This window comes from Pantoea sp. SOD02, from assembly GCF_024707505.1.
In the GTDB taxonomy this organism is placed as follows: Bacteria; Pseudomonadota; Gammaproteobacteria; order Enterobacterales; family Enterobacteriaceae; genus Pantoea; species Pantoea symbiotica.
Genome location: NZ_CP102604.1, coordinates 252,078 through 267,702, shown reverse-complemented (window position 1 = coordinate 267,702; position 15,625 = coordinate 252,078). Strand labels below are relative to the sequence as shown.

Sequence of the window (15,625 nt, the reverse complement as noted above, 5' to 3'; positions counted from 1 at the left end):
GGAGCAGTACAGATGAAAATTTTAGTGATTGGTAATGGCGGACGTGAGCACGCGCTGGCATGGAAAGCGGCACAATCGCCACTGGCTGAAACAGTATTTGTCGCGCCGGGCAATGCGGGCACCGCGCTCGAGCCGGCTCTGCAAAACGTGGCAATCAGCGCCACCGACGTTCCCGCGCTGCTGGCTTTTGCTCAGCAGGAAAAAATCGATCTGACCATCGTTGGCCCGGAAGCGCCGCTGGTGATTGGCGTGGTTGATGCGTTCCGTACTGCAGGTCTGAAGATCTTTGGCCCAACGCAAGCCGCCGCCCAGCTGGAAGGTTCAAAGGCGTTCACCAAAGATTTCCTGGCACGTCAGCAGATCCCAACCGCCGAATACCAGAACTTCACCGAAGTGGAGCCTGCGCTGGCCTATCTGCGCGAGAAAGGCGCACCGATCGTCATTAAAGCTGACGGTCTGGCCGCCGGTAAAGGCGTGATCGTGGCGATGGAACTGGCTGAAGCAGAAGCTGCAGTACAAGACATGCTGGCTGGCAATGCGTTCGGCGATGCCGGTCACCGCATCGTGATTGAAGAGTTCCTTGATGGCGAAGAAGCCAGCTTTATCGTGATGGTCGACGGCAACAATGTGCTGCCAATGGCCACCAGCCAGGATCACAAGCGCGTCGGCGATGGCGATACCGGTCCAAACACCGGCGGCATGGGCGCGTATTCTCCGGCGCCAGTGGTGACCGATGAGATCCACCAGCGCGTGATGGATCAGATCATCTGGCCAACCGTTAACGGTATGAAAGCTGAAGGCAACATCTATACCGGTTTTCTGTATGCCGGTTTGATGATCGATAAAGCCGGTCAGCCTAAAGTGATCGAATTTAACTGCCGCTTCGGCGATCCGGAAACGCAGCCGATCATGCTGCGTCTGCAATCGGATCTGGTTGAGCTATGTCTGGCGGCGACCGATGGCAAACTGGATCAGCAAACCTCGCAGTGGGATCCACGTCCTTCGCTGGGCGTGGTGTTAGCGGCGGGTGGTTATCCGGGCGATTACAACACGGGCGATCAGATTCACGGTCTGCCACTGGAAGAAGTGCCGGATGGCAAAGTGTTCCACGCCGGCACCACCATGAAGGACGATCTGGTGGTGACCAACGGCGGTCGCGTACTGTGCGTGACCGCGCTGGGCGACGATGTAGCCGCAGCGCAGAAGAACGCTTATGCGTTGGCGCAGCATATCTCGTGGGATGGCAGCTTCTGCCGCCGCGATATCGGTTACCGCGCCATTAACCGCAAGTAAGTACGCAAAGGGGCACAGCATGTGCCCCTTCTCTTATCCGCCTGCTAGAAATCGCTCTCTTTTGGCTGCCAGCTGCATTCGTCATCTGGCGTAGCACGTAGCAGTTGCACACCTTCCGGCGCTTCCAGCCACGACACCATCAACGGCGCAGACTGGCTCTGCTGCTGGCGACTTAGCGTATACAGCGTGTCGCGATCAAAGGCCGCATTCACCAGCTTGTCATCGCACTCTCGTACCTGATTGCCGCCCAGCCAACGGCCCTGACGCAGCAATACGCGGCCTGCAAGCAACGCATTGCTCTGATCCAACATGCGCTGCGCATCGAAGCGATACAGCTCAACGCTATCTGCGCTAACCGCTTCACGTCGTCCCGCCAGTTGGCGCTGCATGAAATTGAGATTGCCCTGATGATCGAAGCGTAAGGTGACATCGTCCGGCTGTGCACCGGCAACACGTCGTTCGACGCTAATCAGCTTCTGCTGCTGCCAGTTGTAATCAGTGGTTTCCATCGCATCGCCATTAAACGGCGTGAAGACCGTACGCAGGTGAACCACTTGATGGTCGCTATTCTTGCGCCAGATGCGCACGGTGCCGCGGTCGGCCAGGTAGCCGCTCGCCGTAAAGGCAGGAAGATCAGGAGTGGAGCTACAGCCCGTAAGCAGCGCACCAAATAATAGGGCGCAAACGCGCTGAGGAATTGAATTCAGCATGGCAGGTCCCGGCAACAAAAAGGGGCGCTAACGCCCCCTCTTTTAAAGCTAAACCGCAATGCGGAAACTTACTTAACAGCGTCTTTCAGAGCTTTGCCTGAAACGAACGCTGGCACGTTAGCCGCTGCAATTTTGATCTCTTTGCCAGTCTGCGGGTTGCGACCGGTACGCTCAGCGCGGTGGTTCACTTTAAAAGTACCAAAACCAACCAGTTGTACAGCATCACCTTCTTTCAGAGACTCAGTGATCGCAGCCAGGGTAGATTCCAGCGCAGTCTTAGCCTGGGTTTTAGACAGGTCAGCTTTCTCTGCGATCACATCAATCAGTTGAGTCTTGTTCATAAGTTATCCTTAAAGTGTATTTATCGCTTGCTAAGCAACGAGTGCGAGGGAAAAGCCCTTCTCAGGCCTTGTTCAGCCGGTACGCACCGATAGCCACAATTTTCAGCCCCCCAAATGTAGACCAGACAGGGGGCCGATGTGAAGCCTCCAGGCGCGGTAATTCGGGCCTGAAGTCACGTTTTCTTGCCTTATTGCTGAAAAAGTATACCGATGTTACTGATTCCCGCTTCGCGTAGGTCTGCACGCAGGCCTTTAATCAATTCCAGGTCGCGCTCTTCGCACTCAGACAGCAGGCGGAAAATCTCCCACTGCAGGTCCCATTCATCGATTACCGCCTGGTTTTCACGCAGCTCTTCGTCGGTCATTTCGCGACCGGCCTGCGTCATTTCCAGAATCGCCACGGTGGTGATCGATGTACGGCTGACTTCAACAGCGTGCTCCAGCGTTTCACCGCTGAGCTGTGCATGCAGCAGTTCACTTAATGCCACGCAGGCATCAATCGCCGGATGTACACCGTAAACCTCGAAATCGTCACCATTAGGGATCGCCGCTTCAAATTTCTCCAGCTGACCGTCGAAATTGATTTTGGCATCTTTGACCGTCAGGCTTTCCCAGATCAGATCGAGGATGCGGCGATAGAGTTGCGGATCGGCGAATTCGGTCTGCTGACAGAAAGCCCAATAGTTGGGGAACATACGCTCGCACAGGCAGGCCATGAAAGTCATATGCTGCCAGCTTTCAAGCTTCGCCAGACGCAAATGGACGGGATTCTGTAACATCAAACTTACTCTCAATAGGTTAGCTGGCGGCAGTGTACCGCAAAAGCCGGGCACAAACAGCGTTAAGGCGTATTTTGCCAGCGCAGAAAGGCCGGGCGTCCAGAGGCGACAGCATCTGCCCAACGCGTCGGTTCCGGCAAACGATAGCCTGCAGTACAGGCTTCCACCCAATGCAAGGCGCTATCCATGCTGACGCGATGGCCGGTGGAGATAAACAGCGGATTACAGCGCGCTTTACTGCGCCATACCCAGCCAATCTGTTCACCTTTGTCGAGCAGCGGCTGACGGCTGCCTGGCTCAGCGTCCAGCTCAGCAAAACGTCCGCATAGGCGCTTCTTCGCCACGCCAATCGTAGGCACATCCACCAGCGAACCGAAGTGCGCCGCTACGCCAAGCCGACGAGGATGGGAAATACCGTGACCATCGACAAACAGCAGATCGGGCATGTGGGAGAGCTGCTGCCAGGCTTCCAGCAGTGCCGGCATTTCGCGGAAAGATAAGAAGCCCGGAATATACGGCATGGTAGTGGCCACGCGTGCAATGCGATGTTCCACCAGCGTTAAGGATGGATATTCGAGGATGACCAGAGCAGCGCGTGTAATCTCACCGCCCTGTTCAAAACCTACGTCGGCACCACCAATAAAGCGCGGCGGCAGTACGTCGAAATCATCCTGCCGCACCACATCAGCAGCGCGTTGCAACTGTTCCTGGCGTAGTGCGGCTAAATCCACCATCAGCCCTGATGATAAGGACGTGACAGACGATGCACCGCTTCAACAAACGCACCGGCATGCTCAGGTGGCACATCTGGATGGATGCCGTGGCCCAGGTTAAACACGTGGCCTTCGCCCGCGCCAAAACCTTCGAGAATCCCGGCCACTTCCTGCTCGATGCGCGCTGGCGGCGCATACAGCATGGAAGGATCCATGTTGCCCTGCAGCGCCACTTTGTCACCCACGCGACGACGCGCATCGGCGATATCGGTGGTCCAGTCGAGTCCCAGCGCATCGCAGCCGGTCGCCGCTATCGCTTCCAGCCATTGGCCGCCACCTTTGGTGAACAGCGTAATAGGAACGCGACGACCTTCATTCTCGTGCAGCACGCTATCGACGATTTTGTGCATGTAATAGAGCGAGAATTCGCGATAGTCGCGCCCGGTCAGCACGCCGCCCCATGTATCGAACACCATGATCGACTGCGCGCCAGCTTTGATCTGCGCATTGAGATAAAGAATTACGCTATCGGCCAGCTTATCCAACAGCTTGTGCAGGGTTTGCGGCTCGGCGTACATCATCTTTTTGATTTTAGTGAAGGCTTTGCTGCTGCCGCCTTCAACCATGTAGGTTGCCAGCGTCCACGGGCTGCCGGAGAAACCGATCAGCGGCACTTCGCCTTTCAGGCTGTGACGAATGGTACGCACCGCGTTCATCACATAACCGAGTTCTTGCTCTGGATCCGGCACCGGCAGTTTGTCGACATCCGCACGGCAGGTGATCGGATTGGAGAAACGTGGGCCTTCGCCGGTCTCAAAGTAGAGCCCAAGTCCCATCGCATCCGGAATGGTGAGAATATCGCTGAAGAGGATTGCCGCATCCAGCGCATAGCGACGCAGCGGTTGCAGCGTGACTTCACACGCCAGCTCAGCATTCTTACACAGCGACATAAAATCACCGGCTTCAGCGCGCGTGGCTTTGTACTCCGGCAAATAGCGCCCGGCTTGTCGCATCATCCATACCGGCGTGACATCTACCGGCTGACGTAACAGGGCGCGCAGATAACGATCGTTCTTCAGTTCACTCATAATGGGCTCTCTCATGCTAAGGCCGGCAGTGTAGCATTTTCACGCCGTGCTGGCGCGACACAGGGCAACGGTATCTTCAATCAGGCGACGCGCCACCGTGCCGGGCGGCGGCAACAGCGGCAGATCGTCATATCGATACCAACCGGCATCCAGCAGCTCTTTACCGTCGTGTTGCAGATCGCCGCCATCATATTCCGCCATATACGCCATCATCAGAGAGTGCGGGAACGGCCACGGCTGCGAGGTTACGTAGCGCACGTTTTTCACCCGCACGTTACTCTCCTCCATCACTTCCCGCGCTACCGCTTGTTCTAAGGTTTCGCCCACTTCGACGAAGCCGGCCAGCACGGTGTAGATGTTGTTACGGTGGCGCGCATGATTGGCGAGCAGAATCTCATCGCCACGGCGAATGGCCACGATGATGCACGGCGCAATTTGCGGGTAATAGCGCTCGCGGCAGTGATTGCACAAGCAGGCAAATTCGCGTTTGCTGATGTGCATCTCATGGCCGCAATAGCCGCACCAGCGATGCGAGCGGTAAAACTCCGCCAGCTGCACGCCACGTCCGGCGATTTGGAACAGGCCGACATCCTCATCAATCAGTTGGCGCACGGAGCCCATGCTGTCCGGGCGCGGCTCGCGTACCAGCCAGACATTCTCGCCCTGCCACTCGCCAATCAAAATGCCGTTGCTGCCGTTCAGGCCAAAATCGGTGGCTAAGCCATGCGGCAATTCACCCTGCGGCATCCAAAGTTTTTGCTCATGGCTGACAACCCACCAACCAGCGTCTAAGCTTGAGATCTCACGTTGCATCTTAATCGTTGTCCTTAGCGTCAAATCGCACGCTGAAATCCTAATATTAAGTGTGTAATAAACAACTATAACCTACCTGGAGCCCCATATGCTTAACCAGTTAGAGAACCTGACAGAGCGTGTAGGTGGCAGAAATGAATTGGTGGATTCATGGCTGCGCGCCCGTCGACAGCTGCTCGTCACTTACTACGAGCTTATTGGCATGAAGCCACAAAAAGATGCGTTAACCGCGCTGGATGAACAGGCGCTGGATGCATTTTGTCACAACCTGGTGGATTACCTGTCTACCGGCCATTTCAGCGTGTATGAACACATCATTAGTGAGATGCAGGGTGATAGCCCATTAATCGTGGCCGCGCAGATTTATCCGGCACTCGAGGCGAATACCGATCGCATCATGCAGCTTTACGACACCCATCTGCAGCAAGCGATTAACGATGATAATTGCGTGGATTTTCAAACCGCGCTTTCCGAAGTCGGTGAAGTGCTGGAATCGCGCTTTACGCTGGAAGATAAGCTGGTGCAGCTCGCCTGGGATCACCAACTGGCGCGTCCGCCGGTTGCCAACGACAGCGTCATCGCCCGCCCGGCTTAACATCCCGAAGATGTAAAAAACTTGTTATTCAAGAAAAGCCCTCTTATGCTGAATGGGCTTTTTTATTGCCTCTTCAAAACATGAAGAGCCAAATTTTGCGGTTTAAGCGTAGCGTGCGCAGCCAGTTCACGCTCGGACAGCGCGCAGGGACCGGAGCGTACACGTAGTACGTGACGGCCACGAGCACTGCCCAGGTGCAAAATGGCAAGCAAAGTAGCTTAAACCACAAAACACAACCTTGTCGGAGTGCCCTCTGGGGCTGAGACCGTTAATTCGGGATCCGCGGAACCTGATCAGGTTAGTACCTGCGAAGGGAACAAGAGTAGACATCATCAGCGCGTTGCAAGCTGGCGCCCAGCATCGTCGCTGTTACTCCTTCCGAACTCTGGACAAGCAACTTCCAACCTTTACCGGAAACTTGCTATGTCTGCTAAAACTTCTCGTCGTGAACAACGCGCTCAGGCGCAAGAATTTATCGATTCCCTGCAGGGAACTGCTTTCCCCAACTCCAAACGTATCTGGATCACTGGCAGCCGCGAGGATATTCGTGTGCCAATGCGTGAGATACAGCTCAGCCCGACGCACATCGGCGGCAGCAAAGAACATCCGCAATATGAGCCGAATGAAGCGGTTCCGGTATACGACACCGCCGGTGCTTATGGCGATCCTCAAGCCACTATTGATGTGCATCAGGGACTTGCAAGACTACGCGCCAACTGGATCGAAGATCGTGGCGACAGTGAAACGATCCACCAGCTAAGTTCCAGCTACACGCAGCAACGTCTGGCGGATGAAGGCTTGGATCACCTGCGTTTTGAACATCTGCCACAACCGCGCCGCGCCAAAGCGGGTCGCCGGGTTACCCAGCTGCACTATGCACGTCAGGGCATCATCACGCCGGAGATGGAGTTTATTGCGCTGCGTGAAAACATGGGCCGCGAGCGTATTCACGGTGAAGTGCTGCTACAGCAGCATCCGGGCCACAGCTTTGGCGCTAATCTGCCGGAAAATATCACCGCTGAATTTGTCCGCCAGGAAGTCGCCAGCGGCCGCGCCATCATCCCTTCTAACATCAACCATCCCGAATCAGAACCGATGATCATTGGCCGCAACTTCCTGGTGAAGGTAAATGCCAATATTGGTAACTCGGCGGTGAGTTCATCGATTGAAGAAGAAGTGGAGAAGCTGGTGTGGTCGACGCGCTGGGGCGCAGACACCGTGATGGATCTCTCAACCGGCCGCTACATTCATGAAACGCGTGAGTGGATTTTGCGAAACAGCCCGGTGCCGATTGGTACAGTGCCGATTTATCAGGCGCTGGAGAAAGTGAACGGTATTGCAGAAGATCTTAACTGGGAGATTTTCCGTGACACGCTGCTGGAGCAGGCGGAACAAGGTGTCGACTACTTCACCATTCACGCTGGCGTATTGCTGCGCTATGTGCCAATGACAGCCAAACGCCTGACCGGCATTGTGTCGCGCGGCGGCTCGATTATGGCGAAATGGTGCCTGTCGCATCACACCGAAAGTTTCCTCTATCTGCACTTCCGCGAGATTTGTGAAATTTGTGCCGCCTACGATGTGGCGCTGTCGCTCGGCGACGGCCTGCGTCCCGGCTCGATTCAGGATGCCAACGATGAGGCACAATTTGCTGAACTGCATACGCTGGGCGAACTGACTAAAATCGCCTGGGAATATGATGTGCAGGTGATGATTGAAGGTCCGGGCCATGTGCCGATGCAGATGATTCGTCGCAATATGACCGAACAGCTTGAGCATTGTCACGAAGCCCCGTTTTACACGCTTGGCCCGCTCACCACCGATATCGCGCCCGGCTACGACCATTTCACTTCTGGCATCGGCGCGGCCATGATTGGCTGGTTCGGCTGCGCCATGCTGTGCTACGTGACACCTAAAGAACACCTTGGTTTGCCGAATAAAGAGGACGTGAAGCAAGGGCTGATCACCTACAAGATCGCCGCGCATGCAGCGGATCTGGCGAAAGGTCATCCGGGTGCGCAGATCCGCGACAATGCGATGTCGAAAGCGCGTTTTGAATTTCGCTGGGAAGATCAGTTCAATCTGGCGCTTGATCCGCATACCGCACGCGCCTATCACGATGAAACTCTGCCGCAGGAATCAGGCAAAGTCGCGCACTTCTGTTCGATGTGCGGCCCAAAATTCTGCTCAATGAAAATTACTCAGGAAGTGCGCGAGTTTGCCGCACGCCAACAGGCTGAAGCTCAGCCGATAGAGATTGGTATGGCGCAAATGTCGGATGCCTTCCGCAATCGTGGCGGCGAGCTTTATCACGCTGCCGATACCCTTAAAGAGGAAAATGTATGACCGACGCCTTTCCTGCCACGGCCCCAAAACTGGGGCTGTATCCGGTTGTTGATAGCGTGGAATGGATCGCGCGCTTGCTGGAAGCCGGTGTGCGCACCATTCAGCTGCGCATCAAAGATTGTGAAGATCATGAGGTGGAAGATGCCGTGCGCGAGGCGATTGCGCTTGGCAAACAGTATCGCGCTCGGCTGTTTATCAATGATTACTGGCGATTAGCCATTAAATATCACGCTTATGGCGTGCACCTTGGCCAGGAAGACCTCGATGTCGCCGATCTGGCGGCCATCCGTGAGGCGGGATTGCGCCTGGGTTTATCGACGCATGATGATGCCGAGCTGGATCGGGCTCTGGCGCTGCGCCCCTCTTATATTGCGCTTGGCCACATCTATCCTACGCAAACCAAAGACATGCCTTCTGCGCCGCAGGGCGTGGTGGAATTGAAACGCCATCTGACGCGTTTACAAGATGTGCCAACCGTGGCGATTGGCGGTATTTCACTGGCGCGAGTGCCTGAAGTGATGGCTACCGGCGTGGGCAGTATCGCGGTGGTAAGTGCGATTACCCAGGCCGCAGATTGGCGCGCAGCAACGCAGCAGTTGCTGTCACTGGTGGAAAATGGAATCGAACCTGCAAAAGCAATGTAATGCGTGGTAAGTAAGGATGAAACGCTGGAATCTGCCGCGCAGCAGCGTGATGTGATGGCTAGCGTCCTTTCCTGATAAAGTTAAAGTGTGCCTGCCCGCTGTCGCTTGCAGCGGGCCAGGGCTGGTCTTAACCTCTCCCAGCCCTGCCTTTCTTTACATGGTCAGGGAGGAGGTATGCACGGTTTCTACACTGCAAGCCAGCATGGCACGTTCTACCGCTGCACCGAGTTGGGCTATCGCCTGCTCCGTATGCTCATTCATTGGCAAACCATAATTCAGGCGCAAGCAGTTGCGATACTTGCCCGAGGCCGAAAACAGCGAGCCCACCGCAACCTGCATGTTCAGCTCCCGCAATTCGGTGTTGAGCCTGACTGCGTCAAACGCCTCTGGCAACTCAATCCACATCAGGAAGCTGCCCTGCGGACGCGACACACAAATTCCGCACGGGAAGTAGTGCCGCACCCAACAGCTGAAAGTTTCGTAGTTGCGTTGATACACCTGACGCATGCGCCGCAAGTGCGGCAAATAATGACCAAGGCGAATAAACTCGGCGACCGCATGCTGCGGCTGTGTTGCCGTCGATCCGGTGCTGATGTATTTCATATGCAGCACGCGATCGCGATAGCGCCCCGGCGCCACCCAACCGACACGCAGTCCCGGCGCCAGCGTCTTGGAGAACGAACTGCACAGCAACACGCGGCCATCGTTGTCCAGCGATTTGATAGTAACCGGACGCGGATACTCCCACGCCAGCTCACCATACACATCGTCTTCAATAATCGCGGCATCGAAACGCTGCGCCAGCGTTACCAGCGCACGTTTGCGAGATTCCGGCATGATAAAGCCCAGCGGATTATTGCAGTTTGGCACTACCACCACCGCTTTGATCGGCCACTGCTCGAATGCCAGTTCCAGCGCTTCCAGGCTGATGCCGGTGACCGAATCGGTAGGAATCTCGATGGCACGTATGCCGAAGCCGCGCAACGTTTGCATAGTGCCGTGGAAAGTGGGCGATTCCACGGCAATGATGTCACCGGCCTGGCATATCGCACGAATCGAAATCGACAGCGCTTCATGGCATCCAGTGGTAATCACGATATCTTCTGCCGTGAGCTGACAACCGCTGTCGATCGTCAGGCGCGCAACCTGTTCGCGCAATGCCGCGACGCCCAGCAAACTGTCATAGTTGAGCTGGTCAATATCCTGCCTCTGCGCCATCCGGCTCTGAATTTTCCACAGCGGTTTCAACGTGGGCTGAGTGAGATCGGGAATACCGCTGCCGAGTTGCAACACATCGCTGTTTGTCCGGCTGCTAAGCAACTCCAGCACCGATTCCCATTGCGTGATTTCCACCGGACGCTGTGCCGGTCGGGTTATCGCGGGCATCGGCGGCGTCGCTTTGCGCGTTGCAACGAAATACCCGGATCGTGGCTGCGGCACGATCAGCTGTTTCTCTTCCAGCAGATGATACGCCTGCTGAACAGTGCTGATACTCACGCCGTGTTCCAGACTCAGCGTGCGCACCGACGGCAAGCGCTCGCCGCTGCGGTAAAGCCCTTGCTCAATACGATCTGAAAGCAAACATGCCAAATGTTGGTAGCGCGTCATCGTATGCCTCACTCAGCCTTAGATCATGACAAACCAGTACAGATAGCCCTCATTATTACCATTCAGATCCATCACAGCGCAATCTGTATGTTAAAGATAAGTGATTTTTGCGTCTGTATCATAATGCGCAAGAATTGGACAATGCATCTCAGGCAACCTACTGAGGGCAAGGATTATGGAATTCGATCAAAACCGCGCGGCTAAACCTTTTGATGTCACTTTACTGGATATCTTCCGTGGCGCAGTACGTATGGTTAAACACTGGAAAGCACGGCGTGAAACTCATCGCATCCTGTCAAAACTGAGTGACAATCAGCTGCGTGATATCGGACTGACACGCGAAGATGTCTGCCGCAAGTTCTGACAAAATTAAGACGAAAAAAAACCCTGCCGAGGCAGGGTTTTTTATTGGTCAGCTTTAGCAGACGAATTACTCGTCGTCGCTTCCGCCCAGACCAGCGTTCAGCAATTCAGCCAGGCTAGCAGAGGCTTCATCCGCAGTAACCTGCGGTGCAACCGGTGCTTCGCCCGCAGAGCGGCGACGCATACGATCCTGGTGATAAGCATAACCGGTACCGGCTGGGATCAGACGACCCACGATTACGTTCTCTTTCAGGCCGCGCAGTTCATCGCGCTTACCTGCAACTGCTGCTTCGGTCAGGACACGCGTGGTCTCCTGGAACGATGCTGCAGAGATGAACGATTCGGTTGCCAGTGACGCTTTGGTGATACCCAGCAGATCGCGCATGAATGTTGCGCCGATTTTGCCATTCGCTTCAAGTTCACGGTTAGAGATCTTGATGCGAGAGTATTCAGCCTGCTCACCTTCCAGGAAGTCGGTGCTTCCCACGCTCGAGATGGTTGCTTTACGCAGCATCTGACGAACGATGACTTCGATGTGTTTATCGTTAATCTTAACGCCTTGCAGACGGTAAACTTCCTGCACTTCGTTAGTGATGTAACGGGTCACAGCATGGACGCCACGCAGACGCAGGATATCGTGCGGAGACTCTGGGCCGTCAGATACGACGTCACCACGTTCTACGCGCTCACCTTCGAATACGTTAAGCTGACGCCATTTTGGAATCATCTCTTCGTACGGATCGCTACCATCAACCGGCGTGATTACCAGACGACGCTTACCTTTGGTCTCTTTACCGAAGGAGATGATACCGCTGATCTCCGCCAGGATTGCTGGCTCTTTCGGACGACGCGCTTCGAACAAGTCAGCAACGCGCGGCAGACCACCGGTAATATCCTTGGTACCGCCAGATTCTTGCGGAACACGCGACAGAGTGTCACCGGCACTGATCTTAACGCCATCTTCCAGCTGAACAATCGCTTTGCCCGGCAGGAAGTACTGTGCTGGCATGTCGGTACCTGGAATCAGAACATCATTTCCGTTGGCATCAACAATTTTCAGCGCAGGACGCAGATCTTTACCACCCGCAGTACGTTCTGCAGAATCCAGAACCACCAGCGATGACAGACCGGTTAAGTCGTCAGTCTGACGCGTAATGGTCTGACCGTCGATCATGTCAGTGAAGCGAATGAAACCGCCCACTTCGGTGATTACCGGCATGGTATGCGGATCCCAGTTTGCTACGGTCTCGCCCGCTGCAACCTGCTCGCCATCACCTTTAGCCATAACCGCACCGTAAGGCACTTTATAGCTCTCTTTGGTACGACCGAACTCGTCGATCATCTTCAGCTCGACGTTACGTGAAACGATAACCAGTTTCCCTGAGGAGTTGGTTACAGACTTCGCGTTGGTCAGCTTGATAGTACCTTTGTTCTTCACCTGGATGCTGGATTCAGCAGCCGCACGAGATGCCGCACCACCGATGTGGAACGTACGCATCGTCAGCTGAGTACCCGGCTCACCGATGGATTGTGCTGCGATAACACCGATGGCCTCACCTTTATTGATGATGTGACCACGTGCCAGATCGCGACCGTAGCAGTGTGCACACACACCGAAGTCGGTTTCACAGCCAACAACCGAGCGCACTTTGATCGCATCGACTGAGTTCAGTTCGATCACATCACACCAGTGCTCATCGATCAGGGTGTTACGCGGGATCAGGATGTCTGCAGTGCCCGGCTTCAGAACGTCTTCAGCCGTTACACGACCCAGTACACGCTCACGAAGCGGCTCTTTAACGTCGCCACCTTCGATAACCGGAGTCATCATGATGCCTTCGAACGTGCCGCAGTCATCTTCGGTAACAACCAGATCCTGCGCTACGTCTACCAGACGACGCGTCAGATAACCGGAGTTAGCTGTTTTCAGTGCGGTATCCGCAAGACCTTTACGCGCACCGTGCGTGGAGATGAAGTACTGGAGTACGTTCAGACCTTCACGGAAGTTCGCGGTGATCGGCGTTTCGATGATTGAGCCGTCTGGCTTAGCCATCAGACCACGCATACCGGCCAGCTGACGAATCTGTGCAGCAGAACCACGCGCACCGGAGTCGGCCATCATGTAGATGCTGTTGAACGAAACCTGCTGTTCTTCTTCGCCATGACGGTTGATCACGGTTTCAGTTTGCAGGTTATCCATCATCGCTTTGGAAACGCGTTCGTTAGCGGCGGCCCAAATATCGATAACTTTGTTGTAACGTTCGCCAGCAGTTACCAGACCAGACTGGAACTGTTCCTGAATCTCAGCAACTTCCGCTTCCGCTTCCGCTACGATTTCCGCTTTCTTGGCTGGGATGACCATGTCGTCGATACCTACAGAGGCACCTGAACGGGCTGCGTAAGCAAAACCGGTGTACATGGTTTGGTCAGCAAAGATAACGGTCGGCTTCAGGCCCAGGATGCGGTAACAGGTGTTCAGCATCTTGGAAATTGCTTTCTTACCCAGCGCCTGGTTGACGATGGAGTAAGGCAGGCCCTTCGGAACGATCATCCACAGAATCGCACGACCAATGGTGGTGTCGATAATGCTGGTTTTCGCAACGAACTCTTCCTGCTCGTTCTTTGTATATTCGGTGATACGCACTTTAACGCGTGCATGCAGCTCGGCCAGGCCAGCGCGGTAAACACGCTCAGCTTCTTTCGGGCCAGTCAGCACCATGCCTTCGCCTTTGGCGTTCACTTTGTCGCGGGTCATGTAGTACAGACCCAGTACAACGTCCTGTGAAGGAACGATGATTGGCTCGCCGTTCGCTGGTGACAGAATGTTGTTGGTCGACATCATCAGCGCACGCGCTTCCAGCTGGGCTTCCAGCGTCAGCGGTACGTGAACAGCCATCTGGTCACCATCGAAGTCGGCGTTATATGCCGCACAAACCAGCGGGTGCAGCTGGATCGCTTTACCTTCGATCAGAACCGGTTCAAACGCCTGGATACCCAAACGGTGCAGAGTTGGTGCACGGTTCAGCAGTACCGGGTGTTCGCGGATCACTTCGTCCAGGATATCCCAAACGACAGCTTCTTCGCGCTCAACCATTTTCTTAGCGGCTTTGATGGTGGTGGCCAGGCCACGCAGTTCCAGCTTGCCGTAAATGAACGGTTTGAACAGCTCAAGAGCCATTTTCTTCGGCAGACCGCACTGATGCAGACGCAGGTATGGACCAACGGTGATAACTGAACGGCCAGAGTAGTCAACACGTTTACCCAACAGGTTCTGACGGAAACGACCCTGCTTACCTTTGATCATGTCTGCCAGAGATTTCAGCGGACGCTTGTTCGAGCCAGTGATGGCGCGACCGCGACGGCCGTTATCCAGCAGTGCATCAACCGCTTCCTGCAGCATACGTTTTTCGTTACGTACGATGATATCTGGCGCAGCCAGATCCAGCAGGCGTTTCAGACGGTTGTTACGGTTGATCACGCGACGATACAGATCGTTCAGATCCGACGTAGCGAAACGACCACCATCCAGCGGTACCAGCGGACGCAGATCTGGCGGCAGAACCGGCAGAACGGTCAGGATCATCCACTCTGGCTTGTTACCAGACTGAACGAACGCTTCCAGCAGCTTGATACGCTTGGTCAGCTTTTTACGTTTGGTCTCGGAGTTGGTTTCGTTCAGCTCTTCACGCAGCTGCTCGCACTCTTGCTCCAGATCCATATTTTTCAGCAGCGCCTGAATAGCTTCCGCACCCATCTTCGCGTCGAATTCGTCACCGAACTCTTCCAGCGCGTCAAGGTACTGCTCTTCCGTCAGAATCTGACGTTTTTCCAGGTTGGTCATGCCGCCTTCGATAACCACATAAGATTCGAAGTACAGCACGCGCTCGATATCACGCAGTGGCATATCCAGCAGCAAGCCGATACGCGAAGGCAGTGATTTCAGGAACCAAATGTGCGCGGTTGGAGAAGCCAGCTCAATGTGGCCCATGCGCTCACGACGTACTTTGGTCTGTGTAACTTCAACGCCACACTTCTCACAGATCACGCCGCGATGTTTTAAACGCTTGTACTTACCGCACAGGCATTCGTAATCTTTTACCGGTCCGAAAATACGGGCACAGAAAAGACCGTCACGCTCAGGCTTGAAGGTACGGTAGTTAATGGTTTCCGGCTTTTTAACTTCACCAAAAGACCATGAACGGATCATGTCTGGCGAGGCCAGAGCAATTTTGATCGCATCAAACTCTTCGGTCTTAGTTTGCGCTTTCAGAAACTTAAGTAAGTCTTTCACGGATTAGCTCCCGTCGGAGTGGAACTCTCAGGGACGCGCAC

At 55.0% G+C, this 15,625-nt stretch carries 13 protein-coding genes and 1 riboswitch; of the genes, 5 read left to right on the top strand and 8 right to left on the bottom strand.

Annotated elements, in window-relative coordinates; translation table 11 throughout:
• Nucleotides 1-12: 12 nt before the first annotated feature.
• On the top strand, nt 13-1,293 hold the full coding sequence (gene purD, locus NR302_RS01205; protein ID WP_154157664.1) for a phosphoribosylamine--glycine ligase: 1,281 nt from the start codon (nt 13-15) through the stop codon (nt 1,291-1,293).
• Nucleotides 1,294-1,337: 44 nt separating this feature from the next.
• Here purD and NR302_RS01200 read toward each other — a convergent pair whose 3' ends face one another.
• From NR302_RS01200 to nudC, 6 genes are all read right to left on the bottom strand, one after another.
• A complete protein-coding gene (locus NR302_RS01200) occupies nt 1,338-2,003 on the bottom strand; it encodes a DUF1481 domain-containing protein (RefSeq protein ID WP_258144337.1) in 666 nt (221 codons plus the stop codon).
• 68 nt (nt 2,004-2,071) lie between these two features.
• Entirely contained in the window at nt 2,072-2,344 is a 273-nt protein-coding gene (hupA, locus tag NR302_RS01195; RefSeq protein ID WP_007886275.1) for a nucleoid-associated protein HU-alpha, read from the bottom strand.
• A 188-nt stretch (nt 2,345-2,532) separates the two neighbouring features.
• Nucleotides 2,533-3,123 carry a YjaG family protein gene (locus NR302_RS01190; protein ID WP_258144336.1) on the bottom strand — a complete coding sequence of 197 codons (591 nt, stop codon included), beginning with the start codon at nt 3,121-3,123 and terminating at the stop codon, nt 2,533-2,535.
• Nucleotides 3,124-3,185: 62 nt separating this feature from the next.
• Nucleotides 3,186-3,854: a deoxyribonuclease V gene (gene nfi, locus NR302_RS01185; protein WP_008108420.1), complete on the bottom strand. Its 669-nt coding sequence runs from the start codon at nt 3,852-3,854 to the stop codon at nt 3,186-3,188.
• Nucleotides 3,855-3,856: 2 nt separating this feature from the next.
• Nucleotides 3,857-4,924, bottom strand: coding sequence for a uroporphyrinogen decarboxylase (gene hemE / locus NR302_RS01180; protein WP_258144335.1), 1,068 nt, complete (start codon nt 4,922-4,924; stop codon nt 3,857-3,859).
• A 39-nt stretch (nt 4,925-4,963) separates the two neighbouring features.
• The gene (gene nudC / locus NR302_RS01175) at nt 4,964-5,737 is read right to left on the bottom strand and encodes an NAD(+) diphosphatase (RefSeq protein ID WP_008108416.1); all 774 of its coding nucleotides are present in this window, start codon (nt 5,735-5,737) and stop codon (nt 4,964-4,966) included.
• A gap of 88 nt (nt 5,738-5,825) precedes the next feature.
• Here nudC and NR302_RS01170 point away from each other — a divergent pair, with 88 nt between their 5' ends.
• From NR302_RS01170 to thiE, 3 genes are all read left to right on the top strand, one after another.
• Nucleotides 5,826-6,332 (top strand): Rsd/AlgQ family anti-sigma factor, encoded by a 507-nt coding sequence (locus NR302_RS01170; RefSeq protein WP_008108413.1) that lies wholly within the window; start codon nt 5,826-5,828, stop codon nt 6,330-6,332.
• A 232-nt stretch (nt 6,333-6,564) separates the two neighbouring features.
• A riboswitch (TPP riboswitch) is annotated at nt 6,565-6,665 on the top strand.
• Between the two features lie 90 nt (nt 6,666-6,755).
• Nucleotides 6,756-8,678 (top strand): phosphomethylpyrimidine synthase ThiC, encoded by a 1,923-nt coding sequence (gene thiC, locus NR302_RS01165; protein ID WP_258144334.1) that lies wholly within the window; start codon nt 6,756-6,758, stop codon nt 8,676-8,678.
• A complete protein-coding gene (thiE, locus tag NR302_RS01160) occupies nt 8,675-9,322 on the top strand; it encodes a thiamine phosphate synthase (RefSeq protein ID WP_258144332.1) in 648 nt (215 codons plus the stop codon). Before thiC ends, thiE begins: the two co-directional genes overlap by 4 nt.
• Before the next feature lie 153 nt (nt 9,323-9,475).
• Here the strand turns inward: thiE and NR302_RS01155 are convergent, their stop codons facing one another.
• Nucleotides 9,476-10,930: a PLP-dependent aminotransferase family protein gene (locus NR302_RS01155; RefSeq protein ID WP_008108406.1), complete on the bottom strand. Its 1,455-nt coding sequence runs from the start codon at nt 10,928-10,930 to the stop codon at nt 9,476-9,478.
• A 175-nt stretch (nt 10,931-11,105) separates the two neighbouring features.
• Here NR302_RS01155 and NR302_RS01150 point away from each other — a divergent pair, with 175 nt between their 5' ends.
• A complete protein-coding gene (locus NR302_RS01150; RefSeq protein ID WP_008108404.1) occupies nt 11,106-11,294 on the top strand; it encodes a DUF1127 domain-containing protein in 189 nt (62 codons plus the stop codon).
• 66 nt (nt 11,295-11,360) lie between these two features.
• Here the strand turns inward: NR302_RS01150 and rpoC are convergent, their stop codons facing one another.
• Entirely contained in the window at nt 11,361-15,584 is a 4,224-nt protein-coding gene (gene rpoC / locus NR302_RS01145; protein WP_008108402.1) for a DNA-directed RNA polymerase subunit beta', read from the bottom strand.
• Nucleotides 15,585-15,625 lie beyond the last annotated feature (41 nt).

Coding starts and splice junctions, on each gene's coding strand:
- purD (WP_154157664.1), top strand. CDS start 13: ATGAAAATTTTAGTGATTGGTAATGGCGGACGTGAGCACGCGCTGGCA.
- NR302_RS01155 (WP_008108406.1), bottom strand. CDS start 10,930: ATGACGCGCTACCAACATTTGGCATGTTTGCTTTCAGATCGTATTGAG.
- NR302_RS01200 (WP_258144337.1), bottom strand. CDS start 2,003: ATGCTGAATTCAATTCCTCAGCGCGTTTGCGCCCTATTATTTGGTGCG.
- NR302_RS01190 (WP_258144336.1), bottom strand. CDS start 3,123: ATGTTACAGAATCCCGTCCATTTGCGTCTGGCGAAGCTTGAAAGCTGG.
- nudC (WP_008108416.1), bottom strand. CDS start 5,737: ATGCAACGTGAGATCTCAAGCTTAGACGCTGGTTGGTGGGTTGTCAGC.
- NR302_RS01170 (WP_008108413.1), top strand. CDS start 5,826: ATGCTTAACCAGTTAGAGAACCTGACAGAGCGTGTAGGTGGCAGAAAT.
- NR302_RS01150 (WP_008108404.1), top strand. CDS start 11,106: ATGGAATTCGATCAAAACCGCGCGGCTAAACCTTTTGATGTCACTTTA.
- thiE (WP_258144332.1), top strand. CDS start 8,675: ATGACCGACGCCTTTCCTGCCACGGCCCCAAAACTGGGGCTGTATCCG.
- thiC (WP_258144334.1), top strand. CDS start 6,756: ATGTCTGCTAAAACTTCTCGTCGTGAACAACGCGCTCAGGCGCAAGAA.
- hemE (WP_258144335.1), bottom strand. CDS start 4,924: ATGAGTGAACTGAAGAACGATCGTTATCTGCGCGCCCTGTTACGTCAG.
- hupA (WP_007886275.1), bottom strand. CDS start 2,344: ATGAACAAGACTCAACTGATTGATGTGATCGCAGAGAAAGCTGACCTG.